Annotated in this window: 16 protein-coding genes; 6 read left to right on the top strand and 10 right to left on the bottom strand. The window is 66.7% G+C overall.

The window, feature by feature from the left end; all coding sequences use genetic code 11:
• Nucleotides 1-36: 36 nt before the first annotated feature.
• Nucleotides 37-1,047, bottom strand: coding sequence for an NADP-dependent oxidoreductase (locus tag AACH00_RS15935; RefSeq protein ID WP_341400153.1), 1,011 nt, complete (start codon nucleotides 1,045-1,047; stop codon nucleotides 37-39).
• Nucleotides 1,048-1,206: 159 nt separating this feature from the next.
• Here AACH00_RS15935 and AACH00_RS15930 point away from each other — a divergent pair, with 159 nt between their 5' ends.
• A complete protein-coding gene (locus AACH00_RS15930) occupies nucleotides 1,207-1,803 on the top strand; it encodes a TetR/AcrR family transcriptional regulator (RefSeq protein WP_341400152.1) in 597 nt (198 codons plus the stop codon).
• 20 nt (nucleotides 1,804-1,823) lie between these two features.
• On the opposite strand, the gene AACH00_RS15925 is transcribed toward AACH00_RS15930, so the two are convergent.
• From AACH00_RS15925 to AACH00_RS15905, 5 genes are all read right to left on the bottom strand, one after another.
• Nucleotides 1,824-2,312: a SixA phosphatase family protein gene (locus tag AACH00_RS15925; protein ID WP_341400151.1), complete on the bottom strand. Its 489-nt coding sequence runs from the start codon at nucleotides 2,310-2,312 to the stop codon at nucleotides 1,824-1,826.
• A 2-nt stretch (nucleotides 2,313-2,314) separates the two neighbouring features.
• A complete protein-coding gene (gene ppk1, locus AACH00_RS15920) occupies nucleotides 2,315-4,417 on the bottom strand; it encodes a polyphosphate kinase 1 (RefSeq protein WP_341400150.1) in 2,103 nt (700 codons plus the stop codon).
• A 118-nt stretch (nucleotides 4,418-4,535) separates the two neighbouring features.
• Nucleotides 4,536-5,408: a UDP-2,3-diacylglucosamine diphosphatase gene (locus AACH00_RS15915; protein ID WP_423221950.1), complete on the bottom strand. Its 873-nt coding sequence runs from the start codon at nucleotides 5,406-5,408 to the stop codon at nucleotides 4,536-4,538.
• Between the two features lie 104 nt (nucleotides 5,409-5,512).
• On the bottom strand, nucleotides 5,513-6,367 hold the full coding sequence (locus AACH00_RS15910) for a ParA family protein (protein ID WP_341400149.1): 855 nt from the start codon (nucleotides 6,365-6,367) through the stop codon (nucleotides 5,513-5,515).
• A gap of 116 nt (nucleotides 6,368-6,483) precedes the next feature.
• Entirely contained in the window at nucleotides 6,484-8,280 is a 1,797-nt protein-coding gene (locus AACH00_RS15905; protein WP_341400148.1) for a glutamine--tRNA ligase/YqeY domain fusion protein, read from the bottom strand.
• Nucleotides 8,281-8,508: 228 nt separating this feature from the next.
• Between AACH00_RS15905 and AACH00_RS15900 the strand changes: the two genes are divergently transcribed.
• Together AACH00_RS15900 and AACH00_RS15895 are read left to right on the top strand one after the other, a co-directional pair.
• Nucleotides 8,509-8,925 (top strand): lysozyme inhibitor LprI family protein, encoded by a 417-nt coding sequence (locus AACH00_RS15900; protein WP_341400147.1) that lies wholly within the window; start codon nucleotides 8,509-8,511, stop codon nucleotides 8,923-8,925.
• A gap of 107 nt (nucleotides 8,926-9,032) precedes the next feature.
• The gene (locus AACH00_RS15895) at nucleotides 9,033-9,437 is read left to right on the top strand and encodes a hypothetical protein (protein ID WP_341400146.1); all 405 of its coding nucleotides are present in this window, start codon (nucleotides 9,033-9,035) and stop codon (nucleotides 9,435-9,437) included.
• On the opposite strand, the gene AACH00_RS15890 is transcribed toward AACH00_RS15895, so the two are convergent.
• From AACH00_RS15890 to AACH00_RS15875, 4 genes are all read right to left on the bottom strand, one after another.
• Nucleotides 9,438-10,313, bottom strand: a complete 876-nt coding sequence (locus AACH00_RS15890; RefSeq protein WP_341400145.1) for a LytR/AlgR family response regulator transcription factor — start codon at nucleotides 10,311-10,313, stop codon at nucleotides 9,438-9,440. It abuts the gene before it with no gap.
• Between the two features lie 32 nt (nucleotides 10,314-10,345).
• Entirely contained in the window at nucleotides 10,346-11,491 is a 1,146-nt protein-coding gene (locus AACH00_RS15885; RefSeq protein WP_341400144.1) for a sensor histidine kinase, read from the bottom strand.
• Nucleotides 11,488-11,907 (bottom strand): DUF2306 domain-containing protein, encoded by a 420-nt coding sequence (locus tag AACH00_RS15880; RefSeq protein WP_341400143.1) that lies wholly within the window; start codon nucleotides 11,905-11,907, stop codon nucleotides 11,488-11,490. Before AACH00_RS15880 ends, AACH00_RS15885 begins: the two co-directional genes overlap by 4 nt.
• Nucleotides 11,908-12,020: 113 nt before the next feature.
• A complete protein-coding gene (locus tag AACH00_RS15875) occupies nucleotides 12,021-13,586 on the bottom strand; it encodes a helicase HerA-like domain-containing protein (RefSeq protein ID WP_341400142.1) in 1,566 nt (521 codons plus the stop codon).
• A 124-nt stretch (nucleotides 13,587-13,710) separates the two neighbouring features.
• Here AACH00_RS15875 and AACH00_RS15870 point away from each other — a divergent pair, with 124 nt between their 5' ends.
• The 3 genes from AACH00_RS15870 to AACH00_RS15860 are packed head-to-tail and all read left to right on the top strand — an operon-like array spanning nucleotide 13,711 to nucleotide 16,326.
• Entirely contained in the window at nucleotides 13,711-14,436 is a 726-nt protein-coding gene (locus AACH00_RS15870; protein WP_341400141.1) for a YebC/PmpR family DNA-binding transcriptional regulator, read from the top strand.
• Complete coding sequence (gene purD / locus AACH00_RS15865; RefSeq protein ID WP_341400140.1) at nucleotides 14,433-15,722, top strand: phosphoribosylamine--glycine ligase; 1,290 nt, start codon at nucleotides 14,433-14,435, stop codon at nucleotides 15,720-15,722. The genes AACH00_RS15870 and purD overlap by 4 nt, the downstream gene beginning before the upstream one ends.
• On the top strand, nucleotides 15,706-16,326 hold the full coding sequence (locus tag AACH00_RS15860) for a 1-acyl-sn-glycerol-3-phosphate acyltransferase (RefSeq protein WP_341400139.1): 621 nt from the start codon (nucleotides 15,706-15,708) through the stop codon (nucleotides 16,324-16,326). Before purD ends, AACH00_RS15860 begins: the two co-directional genes overlap by 17 nt.
• Nucleotides 16,327-16,330: the final 4 nt, after the last annotated feature.

Here is a 16,330-nt window from a genome sequence, read left to right as displayed (position 1 = left end):
TGTTCTCCAGAGGGTGTGAGGGGAAAGACGGGTTGATCACGGCGTCGGCAGCATCTGCACGACGACCTTGCCCTTGGCGCGGCCCTGGGCGAGGTAGTCCAGGGCTTCCTTGGCCTGCTCGAACGGAAATACCTGGTCGATGACGGGTCGGATGCGCTGCGTTTCCAGCAGCTGGCCGATCTGGGCCAGTTGATCGCCGTCGGCACGGGCAAACAGGAACGAGTAGTCGACGCTCCGCTGCTTCGCCTTGTGCTTGATGCTGCGGCTCATCAGCGCGAAGACGGCTTTCAGGATGACGTTGGCCCGGCGGGCCCGTGCGAAGGCCACGTCGAGCGGGCCGACCAGCGACACCAGCTTGCCCCTCGGCTTCAGGATGCCGATGGACTGCTCCAGCGTCTCGCCCCTGACGGTGCCCAGTGCCGCGTCATAGTCGCGCAGCACCGTCTCGAAGGCCTGCTGTCTGTAGTCGACCACCTCGTCTGCGCCCAGGCTGCGCACCAGCGCCACATTGCCGGTGCTGGTGGTCGTGCCCACCTTGGCGCCCAGCCACTTGGCCAGCTGTATGGCGAAGGTGCCAATGCCGCCGGAGCCTGCCGGAATGAAAACCTTCTGGCCGGCGCGCAGGCCGATGCGCTCGTTCAGCGCCTGCCAGGAGGTCAGCCCGACCATCGGGATGGAGGCGGCCTGAACGAAGTCGAGGTTGGCGGGTTTCAGCGCAGCAGCCTGCTCGGGCACGACGGCAAATTCGGCGAGTGATCCGGTGCCCAGATCGAAGATGTTCGCGAACACCGCATCGCCCGGCTTGAAGCGCGTCACCCGGTTGCCCACGGCCACCACGACGCCGGCCAGATCGCTGCCCAGCGTGGCCGGCAGCTGGAACTTCACGACGGCCTTGAAGAGCCCGGTCGGAATCATGTTGTCGATCGGATTCACGCTCGCGGCATGCACCTGGACCAGCAGCTCGTCCGGCTTCGGCGTCGGGCGTGGCAGGTCGGAGAAACCGATGTCGGGTGACTTTCCGTAGCGCTGGAAGGTGAGTGCTTTCATGGGGGCTCGCAGTCGGATCGATGGGGGGTGTCTCGATGACGAAGCACCCTCGAAGGCTTCAATGATGACGAACGTAATCTTAAATGTCAACACTTTGATGATGATCGTCATGAATGTATAGTCGGCACTTCTCAGACCCAAGATGCACATCAGACCGACATGAAAGTCACCAAGGCACAGGCAGAAGCCAACCGGACGCGCGTCGTCGAGACGGCGTCTCAGCTGTTTCGGGAACGTGGTTTCGACGGCGTCGGCGTGGCCGATCTGATGGCGGCCGCGGGCTTCACCCATGGCGGCTTCTACAAGCAGTTCGGCTCGAAGGCTGACCTGATGGCCGAGGCCGCAGCCTGTGGTCTCGGCCAGACCTTGTCACTGTCCGCAGGCATCGATGCCGCAACGTTCGTGCGTCACTACGTGTCGCGGGAACACCGGGACGGCCGCGCCACGGGCTGCACGATGGCTGCGCTGGGTGGTGACGCTGCGCGCCAGCCGGAGGCTGTTCGGGCCACGTTTGCCAATGGCATTGAAGGCCTGGTGGCTGCCCTGGGTCAGCAGGGCGAGGGCGCTGGTGCCATCAGCGCGGAGGCGAGGGCCGGCATCCTCGATGCGCTCGCGCATGCGGTCGGGGCGCTGGTGCTCTCACGAGCATGCCCCGACGATTCCCCGCTCGCCGATGAGATTCTGGCGGCCAGCCGGGAGGCGATCACACGGTCATTGCCGCCGAAGAAGGCGCGGACGGCCGCCACGCGTGGATGACGCGTGGCCGGTGGCGCCGGTCACATCAGCTCAGCTGACCTGACCGCCACCAGCACCACTTCGCCGCGCTCTTCGCGCGGGCGGTGACGCAACCACCAGACGCTGCCCTTCTTGATCGACCAGGGCGTCAGGGCGCTGGCGTCGTGGCTGTGCAGCCGCGCGCCGGTCATCAGGTAGGCGGCCGTCAGGCCCAGCGTCGGCTGGTGGCCCACGACCAGCACCGGTTCACGCGCATCGGGCCAGCGGGCGGCGGCCAGCAGGCCTTCCACGCTGCCGTCGGTGTCCAGGGCGGCCACGGTCTTGAAGCGGCGCTCCAGGGCCTGCGCCGTCTGCTGGCTGCGCAGGGCCGGGCTGACGAGGATGCGCGTGCTGGCCGGCATGAAGCGGTTCAGCCATTCGGCGACGCGCCGCGCCTGCCGCTCACCCTTGGGCGTGAGGCCGCGCGCGGGGTCGTCGATGCCTTCAGCCAGTTCCTCGGCTTCGGCATGGCGCCACAGGATCAGGTCCATGCTCAGTGGGCCCGCCCGCCGTATCGTTTCATCAGGGCCTGCTGCGCGCTCGGGCCGTCGGTGCCGATGCGCTCGTAGCGGCCGTCCGGCAGCTGGCGCCAGGCGTCGCGGCTGTCGTGCAGGTAGGGCACCAGGCATTCGTCGATCACGCGCTGGCGCAGGGCCGCGTCGCGCACCGGCCAGGCCAGCTCGATGCGGCGGAACATGTTGCGGCTCATCCAGTCGGCACTCGACAGGTACAGCGCTTCCTGCGTGTCGCGATCGCCCCAGCGGAAGTACAGCACGCGGGTGTGTTCCAGGAAGCGGCCGATCACCGAACGGACCTGGATGTTGTCGGTCACGCCGGGCACGCCCGGCGGCAGCATGCAGGCGCCGCGCACGATCAGGTCGATCTTGGCGCCCGCCTGGCCGGCATCCACCAGCGCCTGGATGAGTGCGGGGTCGGTCAGGGCGTTGAACTTGGCCACGATGCGGGCTGGCTTGCCGGCCTTGGCGGCCTGCATCACCTGGGCCACATGGGCCATCATCTTCGTGTGCAGCACGAAGGGGGCGGTCAGCAGGTGGCGCGGCGGTTGCACGCGGGTCAGGCCGGCGATCTGCTGGAACACGCCCTCGGCGTCCGAGGTGATGCCCGCATCGCAGGTCAGCGTGCCCACGTCGGTGTACAGGCGCGAGGTGCGCGGGTTGTAGTTGCCGGTTGAGAGGTGCAGGTAACGGCGCAGCGTCACGCTGCCACGCGCGCCCTTTTCACGGCGGGTCACCAGCAGCATCTTGGCGTGGGTCTTCAGGCCCACGATGCCGTAGACCACCTGCGCGCCCACGGCTTCCAGGCGCTCGGCCCAGTTGATGTTGGCTTCTTCGTCGAAGCGGGCCTTCAGCTCCACCACGGCGGTCACTTCCTTGCCGCGGCGGGCGGCTTCGATCAGCAGGTCCATCAGCACCGACTGCGCGCCGGTGCGGTAGATGGTCTGCCGGATGGCCAGCACGTCGGGGTCGTTCACCGCTTCGCGCAGGAAGGCGACGACGGCGTCGAAGCTCTCGAACGGATGGTGCAGCAGCACGTCGCGCTCGCGCACCACGTCAAAGATCGATTCGCCACGCGGCAGGCTGCTTTCAGGCCACTGCGGCTCGAAAGACGGGAAGCGCAGCAGGGTGCCGGGCAGGTCGTCGGCCTGGTCGATCAGCTGCGCCAGACGCACCAGATTCACCGGGCCGTCCACGCGGTACAGCGCGGCTTCGGGCAGCTTGAACTGCAGCAGCAGGAAGCGCCAGAGCTCTTCCGGGCAGGTATTCACCACCTCCAGGCGAATGGCCAGCCCGAAGTGGCGCTGGGTCAGGCCGCTGCGCAGGGCCTGGCGCAGGTTGGTGACGTCATCCTCGTCGAGGTCGATGTCCGAATCGCGGGTCACGCGGAACTGCGAGAACGCTTCCACGCTGCGGCCCGGGAAAAGGTCTTCCAGGTGCGCGCGGATCACGCTCGACAGCATCACGAAGCCTTGCTCACCCGGCGCGCACACGCTGGCCGGCAGGCGGATGACGCGCGGCAGCACACGCGGCACCTTGACGATGGCGATGGAGCTGTCGCGGCCGAAGGCGTCACGGCCACCGAGGCGGGCGATGAAGTTCAGTGACTTGTTCGCCACCTGTGGAAACGGGTGCGACGGGTCCAGCAGCACCGGCATCAGCAGCGGGCGCACCTGGCGGTCGAAGAACTGGGTCACCCAACGGCGCTGGGCGGCGTTGCGGTCGGCGTGGTTGATGATGCGCAGGCCGGCTTCTTCCAGCGCGGGCATGACCTTCTCGTTGAACAGCGCGTACTGCTCGTCGATCAGCGCGTGGGCACGGGCGCCCACGTCGCGCAGCTCATCACGGGTCTGTTCGTTGTCTTCGAGGCGGGCGGCTTCCAGTGCATCGGCGAAGCGCACCTCGAAGAACTCGTCGATGTTCGACGAGACGATGGTCACATAACGCAGCCGCTCCAGCAGGGGCACGTCCGCACGCATGGCCTGGGCCATCACGCGGCGGTTGAATTCGAGGATCGCCTGCTCTCGGCTGAGCAGGCTCAGCGGGGCAGCGCCCATGGTCTCTAGATCGGTCATCGGCATAGTTTATGAATCGCGTGTGACGCTTCTGTGACGCCGTTGCTGGGTTTGTGACAGTGCGATGGCAGTGTCTCGATTGTGCGCGGGCCGCCGCCATCGAACGTGGGAGGCGCCCCGCAGTTCATGCCGATTTGCGCGCGAACACGGCGACTTCCTCGCCGATGTCGACGCCAGCATCTTCCTGGCTGGCTTCGCTGTCCTGCCAATGCGGCACGCCCGTCCAGTCGAGGATTTCCAGGCGGCCGTCGGCGTGTTCCACCAAGGCGGTCAGGCTTTCGACCCAGTCGCCGTCATTGGCATACAAGATGCCGTCAATCTCGCGCAATTCGGCGTGGTGGATGTGGCCGCAGACGACGCCCTGCAGGCCGCGCCGACGCGCTTCGCGGGCCACGGCGGCTTCAAAGTCGCTCACATAGCTGACCGCGCGCTTGACCTTGAGCTTCAGGTACTTCGACAAGCTCCAGTACGGCAGGCCCAGCCGGCCGCGCAGCCGGTTCAGGTGCCGGTTCAGCTTCAAGGTGAATTCGTAGGCGTGGTCACCCAGGTGGGCCAGCCACTTGGCGCACTGGATGACGCCGTCAAACAGGTCGCCGTGGGTGATCCACAGCCGCCGGCCGTCCGCCGTGGTGTGGATCCACTCGGCCGCCACTTCCACGCCGCCGAAGTGATGGCCGATGTAGTGGCGTGCAAATTCGTCGTGGTTGCCCGGCACGAAGATCACGCGGCAACCCTTGCGCACCTTGCGCAGCAGCTTCTGCACGACGTCGTTGTGGGCCTGCGGCCAGTACCAGCTGCGCTTCAGCTGCCAGCCGTCGATGATGTCGCCGACCAGGTACAGCGTTTCGCATTCCGTGCGCCGCAGGAAGTCGAGCAGCGCTTCCGCCTGACAGCCGGGCGTGCCCAGGTGCAGGTCAGAGATCCAGATGGTCCGGAAGCGTTGCTTGGCAGCTTTGGGCTGGGGCGGCAGCGGGGCGGGCGTCATGGCAGGGTGCATGAGCCGCCATGCTGAACATGGCCAGTGACGCTGCCGTGACTTGGGCGTGTCTGCGGCGTGACGTGGCGTTCAAACGGCGGGGCGGGCGCTGGCCCGCTGCCATCTCAGGCCTTCTTCGGGGCCTTCTTGGCTGCAGCTTTGGGCGCCTTCGGGGCTTTTTCGGCCTTGACGGCCTTCACGGCCGACTTGCCCCCGTGCACCAGCTGCTCATGCAGGTCGATGAACTCCAGCGTGAGCTTGTGCTTCGGTTCCATGTGCACCATCGGCAGCGCCTTCTCGTGCGACTCGCGGATCTTCACGCTGGCGCCCAGGTAGGGCTGCAGCACCGGCAGGCCTTCGTCGATCAGCTCCTGCACCGTGCGCTGGGGCAGGTTGGCGCGCGGCTGGAACTGGTTCACCACGATGCCTTCGATGCGCAGCTCGGCGTTGTGGTCGGCGCGAATCTCTTCGACGCTTTCCATCAGCGCATACAGCGCGCGGCGCGAGAACTCGTCGCAGTCAAACGGAATCAGGCAACCGGTGGCGGCAATCAGCGCCGAGCGGGTGTAGAAATTCAGCGCCGGCGGCGTGTCGATCCAGATCTGGTCGTACTCGCCGTCCAGCTCGGCCAGCGCGTCGCGCAGCTTGAAGATCTTGTAGCGCGATTCGAGCTTCGCGTGCATGTCTTCCAGCGACGGGTCGGACGCCATCAGGTCGAGGTTCTCGAACGGCGTCTGAACGATGAATTCACTCGTGGCCGGTGAGCGCATGCTGAACTTCAGCTGCTGCTCGAAAAACGGCGCGGCGCCGGTTTCAACCTGCTCCACCGCAGCGCCCAGCAGGTATCGGCTGGCGTTGCCTTGCGGGTCCAGGTCGACCACGAGGGTGCGCAGGCCCTGGGCGGCGCTGATGGCCGCGAGGTTGCAGGTGATGGTCGATTTGCCGACCCCGCCCTTCTGATTGAAGACCACATGACGCATGACCATCCGCTCCACGAAGCTGGCTGTGAGGCGTCTATTGTGCACTGCAACAAATGAACAGGGCCGGCGAAGCGCCAGCCCTGATCAGTTTTGCGGTGGCACTGTGGCCGCCGCGCTTACTTTGCCCAGCCGTCTTTCAGGCCGGTGATGCGGTTGATCACCGGGCTGCCGGCCTGGTGGTCGAGGCGGTCGGTCACGAAGTAGCCATGGCGCTCGAACTGGAAGCGGGTATCGGCCGGCACGTTGGCCAGCGACGGCTCCAGGTAGCCGGTCTGCACCAGCTTGCTGGCGGGGTTCAGCACGGTCAGGAAGTCGCGGCCACCAGCGTCGGGCTGGGCTTCGGTGAACAGGCGGTCGAACAGGCGCAACTCGGCGGCCACGCCGTCGTGCACGCCCACCCAGGTGATCACGCCCTTGACCTTGATGCTGTCCGCGCCCGGCGTGCCGCTCTTGGTGTCGGGGATGACGGTGGCCGTCACGGCGGTGATCTGGCCGTCCGCGTCTTTCTCGCAGCCGGTGCACTCGATCACCACGCCGTACTTCAGGCGCACCTTGTTGCCCGGGAACAGGCGGAAGAAGCCCTTGGCCGGCACTTCGGCGAAGTCTTCGCGCTCGATCCACAGCTCCGGCCCGAGGCTGAAACTGCGCTGGCCCAGTTCAGGCAGATGCGGGTGAGCGGGTGCGCTGCAGGGCTCACGCACGTCGTCGCCACCAAACACCTCGGCCCAGTTGGTGAGCTTGAGCTTGACCGGGTTGATCACGGCCATCGCCCGGGCGACCTTCTCTTCGAGGTCACCGCGCAGGGCGATGTCGAGCACCGAGTAATCGAGCCAGATGTTGCTCTTGCTCGCGCCGGAATCATCAGCCACCTTGCGGATGGCCGCCGGCGTGTAGCCGCGGCGGCGCATGCCGGCCAGCGTGGGCATGCGGGGGTCGTCCCAGCCGCTGACGTGCTTTTCATCGACCAGTTGCTTGAGCTTGCGCTTGCTGGTGATGACGTAGCTCAGGTTCAGGCGGCCGAACTCGTACTGCTTGGGCAGCGGGTGCTGCAGCAGGCCGGCATCGGCGAGCTGATTCAGCAGCCAGTCGTAGAACGGGCGCTGGTCTTCAAATTCCAGCGTGCAGATCGAGTGGGTGATGCGCTCGAGCGCGTCCTCGATCGGGTGCGCGTAGGTGTACATCGGGTAGATGCACCAGGTGTCGCCCGTGTTGTGGTGGGTGGCGCGGCGGATGCGGTAGAGGGCCGGATCACGCAGGTTGATGTTCGGCGCGGCCATGTCGATCTTGGCGCGCAGCACCATCGCACCGTCGGGGTGCTGGCCGTCGCGCATCTCGCGGAAGCGCGCCAGGTTTTCAGCCGGCGTGCGGCTGCGGAACGGGCTGTTGGTGCCGGGCGTGGTGAAGTCGCCGCGGTTGGCGCGCATCTCGTCCGGCGTCTGCTCGTCGACGTAGGCCAGGCCGCGCTCGATCAGCGTCTCGGCGGCGCGGTACATGAAGTCGAAGTAGTTGCTGGCGTAGTACTTGTGGCTGGTGCCGAAGGCGTCCCAGTCCCAACCCAGCCAGCGCACCATCTCTTCGATGGCGTCCACGTACTCCTGCTCTTCCTTCTCCGGGTTGGTGTCGTCGAAGCGCAGGTGGCACACGCCGCCGTAATCGCGGGCCAGGCCAAAATTCAGGCAGATGCTCTTCGCATGGCCGACATGCAGGTAGCCGTTGGGCTCCGGCGGGAAGCGCAGGCGAATGCGGGCAGGGTCAGCAGCGCCGGCCTGGTGGTGTGCCGCGTCGCCCGGGGTGCCGCCGAAGGGGCGCTGGGCGTAGGTGCCGGCCTCCAGGTCACGCTCGATGATGCCGCGCAGGAAGTTGCTCGGCTTGACGGGTTCGGCAGCAGCGTTGCCAGCTTTGTTTTCGCTCATGGAAAGCGCAGATTCGCGTGTGAGGCGCCAGCGGCCTCAAGCCTGCCGGCACCGGGGGAAAACGGGGCCTGCGGCAGGGCGCAGCAGGCAATGGTTCATTGTAGCGACGAGGTGTGGCGGCTTGGTGCGCAGACGTGGCGCGAAGACGTGGTGCAGATGTGTTGATCGGGGCTGAGACAATCAAGCCCCGGCCGAGATGGCCGTCTGACCTTGATGAGTCTGCATGCCATGGCTGTTCTGACTGTTACCCCTCGCATCGCTGCCGTGCTGGCGCTGATGGGTGCGTTGGCGATGTCGACCGCGTCGGCCCAGTCCTGGGACCGGAACCTGTCGCCAGCCTACGCAGCCTGCACCACGAAGGCCAACTCGCAGTCAGCGGCCACGCTGGACTGCCTGGAGAAAGAGGGCCGTCGGCAGGACGTGCGCCTGAACGAGGCCTACAAGGCGCTCATGGCAGATCTCGACGCCGGGGGCAAGAAGGCGCTGCTCGAGGCGCAGCGTTCGTGGCTGAAATTCCGAGCCGACAACACTCGATACGTGAGCAGCACGATGTCCGGCAGCTTTGGCGCGAGCATGGCCAGCCAGACGTTTGTCACGATGACGGCTGATCGGGCGGCGGAGCTCGAGGAATTCGCGCGGCCCTGACGTCGCCAGGCCTGTCACCACTGCTTGCAATTCGCTCCCGACCCGGTCAACCACAGGGGTGGGCTGCCGCGTTGTGTGGGCACTGAAGACAGTTTCGAGGTGACTCCATGACCCGTCGTGCGCTTGCTCTTGCTGCATCCACCTTGTTGGCCGCTGTGCTGGCCGCCCCGGCCCACGCCGGCGGCGTGAGCTGGTCGGTCGGCATCAATGCCCCGATCGGTGGGGGCGCCCAGGTGGGCACTGTCATCTCGGGCGGTCGGGCGCCGATCTACACGCCAGCGCCGGTTTATGCACCGGCGCCGGTGTACCAGGCTTATCCGGCCCCTGTTTACGTGCCGGCGCCGGTGTATGCGCCGCGCCCGGTCTACCATGCCTCGCCAGTGGTTTATGTGCCGCCGCGGGTGATTTACCCGGCGCCGGTGGTGGTTCGCCCCTGGGGGCACCACCATCATCACCACCGCGGATACGACCGCGACGGCGACGGCTGGGCTGACCGCGGCTGGCGCCGCTGATCACATGCCCTTGAAGCGGGGCGCGTAAAGGCGACTGACGGCCAGCACTTCAGGCCGTTGCCGCAGGTGCAACTGCACCTTGCCCTGCTCGTCACGAACCGCGCGCTCGATCGCCCGGGCTTGCACGATGGTGCCGCGGTGCACCTGCCAGAACTGGTTGGCATCGAGCTGCGGCAGCAACTCGCGCAGTGAGGTGCGAATCAGGTGCTCTTGCGTGGCGGTGATCACCCGCACGTACTTGTCGGCGGCCTCCAGGAACACCACCTCCTCGACCGGCACCATGTGCACCACGTTGCCGCTGGTGCCGGCGCATTGAAGCAGCGTCAGGGGCGCTGCCCGGGCAGGGCTGAGCAACTCGCCGCTGCCAGCGCTGGCGGCCAGCAGCTGCCGCAATTGCGACAGCATGTCTTGCGCGGGCTCGGTGGTCTGCCCAGATGAGCCCGCCGCGCTGCGCAGCGTTGCCGCATCTGCCCCCGGCGCTTGCCGCGCACCCAGCAGGCCCTGCAGCCGCTTGCAGGTGGCCGCCAGGCGGGCAGGCTGCACGGGTTTGAGCAGGTAATCCACGGCACAGGATTCAAACGCCTGCAGCGCGTACTGGTCGTAGGCTGTCACGAACACGATGAGTGGCAGCGTGCGTCCCTCTGGCCAGTCTTCCACCACGGCCTGCGCGGCCTCCAGCCCGGTGCGGCCCGGCATGCGGATGTCGAGGAACAGCACGTCGGGCAAAGCGTCCAGGGCCATCTCCACCGCTTCGTCGCCGTCCTGGGCGTGGTGCCTCACCTGCAACTCCGGCCAGCAGCGCGCCAGTTCGGCCTTCAGTGCCTGCGCCAGCAGGTGTTCGTCTTCGGCGATCAGGGCGGTGGGCAGGGCAGTCATGCTGGATGGGGCGTCGAGTGATCGGGGACGGTTCAGTGCTGAGCAGCCGTCCGGGGCGGCAAGGTGACTTCGGCGATGGTGCCGCCGGCAGGCGCGGGGCCGATGTCCAGCTGCGCCGCCGGGCCGTACATCGTGGCCAGACGTTCACGCACCTGGGTCAGGCCGAAGCCCCCGGTGGTGCGGCTGGCGGCATCGGCATCAAAGCCCGCGCCGTTGTCAGCCACGCGCAATTTCAACTTGTTGCCGTCGAGCTCGGCGCTGATGTTCAGCTCGCCCACCCCGCGGCGGGTTTCCAGGCCGTGCTTGATGGCGTTTTCAACCAGCGGCTGCAGCAGCAGCGGCGGCACGGGCCAACTCGCCAGCTCATCAGGCAGGTTCAGGCTCACCTGAAGCCGATCACCCATGCGCACCTTCATCAGGGCGAGGTAATCCTGCAGTCGCTCGAACTCGGCAGACAAGGGGTGCCATTCGGCCCGGCTGGCGCGCAGGGTGGCGCGCAGGTAGTCGATCAGCCGGTCAAGCATGGCCTGCGCGCGTTCGGGGTCAACCCCGATCAGCGCGCGCAGGTTGGCCAGCGTGTTGAACAGCATGTGCGGTTCCAGCTGGCTTTCCAGCAGCTTCAACTGGGTTTGTGCGACCAGCCGCGCGGCCTGCTCGGCCTGCGCCTCGGCAGCAGCCAGGCGACTGCGGGTATAAAAAAACAGCGTGCCGCCCACGGCTGGCGCCATCGAGATGGCAAAGATCACCAGCCACGGCCCACCTTGCCGTTGCCAGGGCATGGGGCTGTTCACCCCCGTCAACCAGCCGGCCAGCAGCAGGCCCAGCAGGTACGCTGCCGTCACGCTCACCACCAGCACCGGCAGCATGAAGCCCCAGCCCGGCCAGCCTTGCTGCAGTTCAGGCCAGCGGCCCGGCCAACGCTGCATCAGCAGGTGCGCCACCCCGAAGCGGCCCACATGCACGAAGACATGGGTGAAGTTGCCGATCAGCAGCGAGTAAACCAGCGAGATCTGGAAGTTGTGGCCTGACAGCCAGAACATGCCGGCAATCACCAGGCACAGCACCTGGGTGCCCAGCAGCGACGCCACGAAGCGACGCGGCCGGACGGGCTGCGCGGTGGTCATGGCGTTGTTGCGTTTGGGGGTGTGGTGGGGGGTGTCTTGCACAGCGGTGTTCACGTCAGGCCCAGCAGATGGTGCCACAGCAGGTGGCCCAGAAAGCGGCCGGGCAGCAAGGTGAAGACCCCCGCCCCAACGCACGCCCCGAAGTACAGCTGCTGCATGGTTTTGCGATGCGCAGACACCCGTCCGTTGACGATGTGCCAGATGCCGCCGGCAATGCCCGCGAAGGTGAGCAGGCTCAGCAGGTGGATGGGCGTGTAGCCCCACACATTGGGCAGCCGGAAGTCACGGATGAACAGGCTGCTGGTGGCCGCACTGAACATCATGGTGAGCCACACATAACCTGCCGCGCGGTGCAGGCGTGAGCCCTTGCGGGCCCACAACGCCATTGGCCCCAGCAGCAGGCCGCCGGTGGCGAAGGTCAGGTGAATGATGATGGCCGGGGGCAGGGCGGCGAGAGAGGCGGCTTGCATGTCGGTGGCTCCGTTGAGTCAGTGCCGCCATGGTCGCCGCCGCGCCTCCAGCGGCCCAGTGGGTTGCGACGGCGTGCCCATGGGCAGCGCCAGCTGCAGCCAGCCGGCGCGAATCAACGACGCCGCTTGGTGGCGCTGCCGCCCAGAATGCTGCCCAGCACGCCGCGGATGATCTCCCGACCCACGGCGGTGCCCACGGTGCGTACCGCAGACTTGGCCATCATCTGGGCCAGGCCGTCGTGCTTGGCGCCGCGCGGGCCGGTGGTGCCGAACAGCAGGTCGTTCAAGCCGCCCATCAGGCCGCCGCCGGCTTCTTCTGCCGCGCCTTGTGCGGCGTCAGCGGCACCGCCTTGCGTGGCACGGGTGGCTTCGGCAGCCAGGCCGCCGGCAGCGTCGCCGCCCGTGGCTGCACGGCCCTTGAGCTTTTCATAGGCCGATTCACGGTCGACGGCCTTTTCGTACACGCCCGCCACCAGCGAGGTTTGTTGCAGCTGCTGGCGCTGGGCCGGGCTGATCGGCCCGATCTGGCTGCCCGGTGGCACCACGAACACGCGCTCGGTGATGCTGGGGCGGCCCTTTTCATCGAGAAAGCTGACCAGGGCCTCACCGACGCCGAGTTCGGTGATGGCGGTACCGATGTCCAGGCCCGGCTTGGCGCGCATGGTTTCAGCGGCCGACTTGACGGCTTTCTGGTCACGCGGGGTGAAGGCGCGCAGGGCATGCTGCACCCGGTTGCCCAGCTGGCCCAGCACGCTGTCGGGCACGTCCAGCGGGTTCTGGGTGACGAAATAGACGCCGACGCCCTTCGAGCGCACCAGGCGCACGACCAGCTCGATGCGCTCGACCAGCGCGGCGGGCGCGTCCTTGAACAGCAGGTGGGCCTCGTCGAAGAAGAACACCAGCTTCGGCTTTTCCAGGTCGCCCACCTCGGGCAGGGTCTCGAACAGCTCCGACAGCATCCACAGCAGGAAGGTGGCGTAGAGCCGCGGCGCGTTCATCAGCTTGTCGGCCGACAGCACGTTCACCACACCCTGGCCGTCGACGGTCTGCATGAAGTCGGCGATGTTCAGCATCGGCTCGCCGAAGAACTTGTCGCCGCCTTGCTCTTCAATCTGCAGCAGGCCACGCTGGATGGCGCCGACGCTGGCAGCGCCCACATTGCCGTATTCGGTGGTGAACTGGCTGGCGTTTTCGCCGACGAACTGCAGCATCGCGCGCAGATCTTTCAGGTCGAGCAGGGCCAGGCCGTTGTCGTCGGCCACCTTGAACACCAGGCTCAGCACGCCGGCCTGGGTTTCGTTCAGGGCCAGCATGCGGGCCAGCAGCAGCGGGCCCATGTCAGACACGGTGGCGCGCACCGGGTGGCCGGTTTCGCCGAAGACGTCCCACAAGGTGGCGGGGCAGGCGATGGCGGTGGGGGCTTCCAGGCCGCGCTCAGCCAGGATGCCGGCCAGCTTGGGGCTGATGCTGCCGGTCTGGGTGATGCCGGTCAGGTCGCCCTTGACGTCGGCCATGAACACCGGCACGCCGATCTTCGAAAAACTCTCGGCCAGGGTCTGCAGCGTGATGGTCTTGCCGGTGCCCGTGGCGCCGGTGATCAGGCCGTGGCGGTTGGCCAGTGCGGGCAGCAGGTGGCACTCGATGTCACCGTGCTTGGCGACCAGGATGGGCTCGGCCATGGAGAAAGATCCTTTCGAGGGTCACGGGGCAGACAGGGCGCCCCAAGTAAAATCAGAGTCTATCCAGAAATCGAACCCCCTCGGAGCGCGGCAAGGGCCGCACCGGGCACAGGAGAAAAAAGCCATGGCTGGTCATTCCAAATGGGCCAATATCCAACACCGCAAGGGCCGGCAAGACGAAAAGCGTGGCAAGGCCTGGACGCGGGTGATCCGCGAAATCATGGTGGCGGCCCGCCTGGGCGGTGGCGACACGGCCACCAACCCGCGTCTGCGCCTGGCTGTTGAAAAGGCCAAGGCGGTGAACCTGCCGGTGGATACCGTCAAGCGCAACATCGACAAGGCCACCGGCAACCTCGAAGGCGTGAACTACGAAGAGATCCGCTACGAGGGCTACGGCATCGGCGGCGCGGCCATCATCGTCGACTGCATGACCGACAACCGCGTGCGCACCGTGGCCGATGTGCGCCACGCCTTCAGCAAGTACGGCGGCAACCTGGGCACCGAAGGCTCGGTGGCTTTCCAGTTCAAGCATTGCGGCCAGCTGCTGTTCGCCCCGGGCACCTCGGAAGACAAGGTCATGGAAGTGGCGCTGGAAGCCGGCGCTGATGACGTGGTGACCGGCGAAGACGGCTCCATCGAGGTGCTGACGCCCGCCCCCGATTTCGAGGCCGTGAAGAACGCCCTGGAAGCCGCCGGCCTGAAGCCGGAAATGGCCGAAGTGACGATGCGCCCGGAAAACAGCATCGAGCTGGCGGGTGAAGACACCGTGCGCATGCAGAAATTGCTGGATGCGATCGAAGACCTGGACGACGTGCAAGACGTCTTCCACAACGCAGAGATGTCTGAATGAACGTACTTGTCATCGGCAATGGCGGCCGCGAACACGCCCTGGCCTGGAAACTGGCCGCCAGCGAGAAGGTGCAGCACGTTTACGTGGCGCCCGGCAATGGCGGCACGGCGCTGGACAAGCGCCTGACCAACCTGGCCATCACCGACCCGGCCGCACTGGCCGATTTCGCTGCGGCGAACAAGGTCGGCCTGACCGTGGTGGGCCCGGAGGCGCCGCTGTCGCAAGGCGTGGTCGACATCTTCCGTGCCCGCGGCCTGCGCATCTTCGGTCCTACCAAGGCAGCGGCCCAGCTGGAAAGCTCGAAGGCCTTCGCCAAGGACTTCATGCAGCGTCACAGCATCCCCACCGCGGCTTACGGCACGTTCACTGACCCGGTACAGGCCCATGCCTACATCGACAAGATCGGCGCGCCCATCGTCGTCAAGGCCGACGGCCTGGCGGCAGGCAAGGGCGTGGTCGTGGCCATGTCGCTGGAGGAAGCCCATGAAGCCGTGCGCTTCATGCTCGAGGACAACACGCTGGGCGTGGTTCACAACGCCGGCGGTGCCCGCGTCGTGATCGAGGAATTCCTGCAGGGCGAGGAAGCCAGCTTCATCGTGCTGTGCGACGGCAAGAACGTGCTGCCGCTGGCCACCAGCCAGGACCACAAGCGCATCGGCGACGGCGACACCGGCCCGAACACCGGCGGCATGGGCGCGTATTCGCCCGCACCGGTGGTCACGCCGAACGTGCATGCCAAGGCGATGCACGAGATCATCCTGCCGACCATCCAGGGCATGGCCAAGGACGGCATCCCGTTCACCGGCTTCCTGTATGCCGGCCTGATGATTTCGCCGGACGGCAACGTCAAGACGCTGGAGTTCAACACCCGCATGGGTGACCCGGAAACCCAGCCCATCATGATGCGGCTGAAGACCGATCTGGTGGATGTGCTGCTGCATGCCACCGACGGCACGCTTGACCAGGTCGAGCTGCAGTGGGACCGGCGCTTCGCACTCGGCGTGGTGATGGCTGCGGCCAACTACCCGGCCACGCCGCGCAAGGGCGACGCCATCAAGGGCCTGCCGGCGCAAGCTGCGGGCACCGAAGACAGCATGGTGTTCCACGCCGGCACGGTGCCGCTGAACGGCGAAACCGTGACCAGCGGCGGGCGCGTGTTGTGCGTGACCGCGTTGGGTGAATCGGCCAAGGCGGCGCAGCAACGCGCCTACGAGGTGCTGTCGCCCATCAACTTTGAAGGTGCGCAGTGGCGCACTGACATTGGCTACCGTGCCATCAAGCGCTGAGTGGTTGCCGGCCCGGCCGGTGAAGTTTCAGGGCAGCGGGCTGGCCCGGGCCGCCTTGCGGCTGGCCGGCTGGCGGGTGGTATTTGACGGCCTGCCTGCTCGCCAGGGCGTGCTGATCGTCTATCCGCACACCTCCAACTGGGATTTCCCGCTGGGCGTACTCACCAAGTGGACGCTCGGCATCCCGGTCTCGTTCTGGGGCAAGGACAGCCTGTTCAATGTGCCGGTCTTCGGCGCCTGGGTGCGCTGGCTGGGCGGCATTCCTGTGGATCGATTCAGCGCCCGTGGGGTGGTGGGCGACATGGCAGCGCGGTTTCGCGCAGCCCGTCAGGCCGATGAATTTTTGTGGCTAGCGCTGGCGCCGGAAGGCACGCGCAAGTACCAGGATCACTGGCGCAGCGGCTTTTATGCAATGACCGTGCAGGCCGAAGTGCCGCTGGGTCTGGTGGCGTTTGATTACGCCACCCGGGAAGTGCGCGTGAACAGCTTTCTGAAGCTCTCGGGCGATGTGGCGGCCGACATGGCCGTGATCGCCGGGCATTTCTCGCAGGTGCGCGGCTTGCGCCATGAACAGGCGGCACCGATCCGCATCCGACAAGGTTGACATG

Origin of the sequence: Ideonella margarita (genome assembly GCF_038066635.1) — a bacterium.
GTDB classification, from domain to species: domain Bacteria; phylum Pseudomonadota; class Gammaproteobacteria; order Burkholderiales; family Burkholderiaceae_C; genus Ideonella; species Ideonella margarita.
Note: the sequence above shows the minus strand (reverse complement) of the source record. Positions and strands in the feature narration are given on the sequence as shown.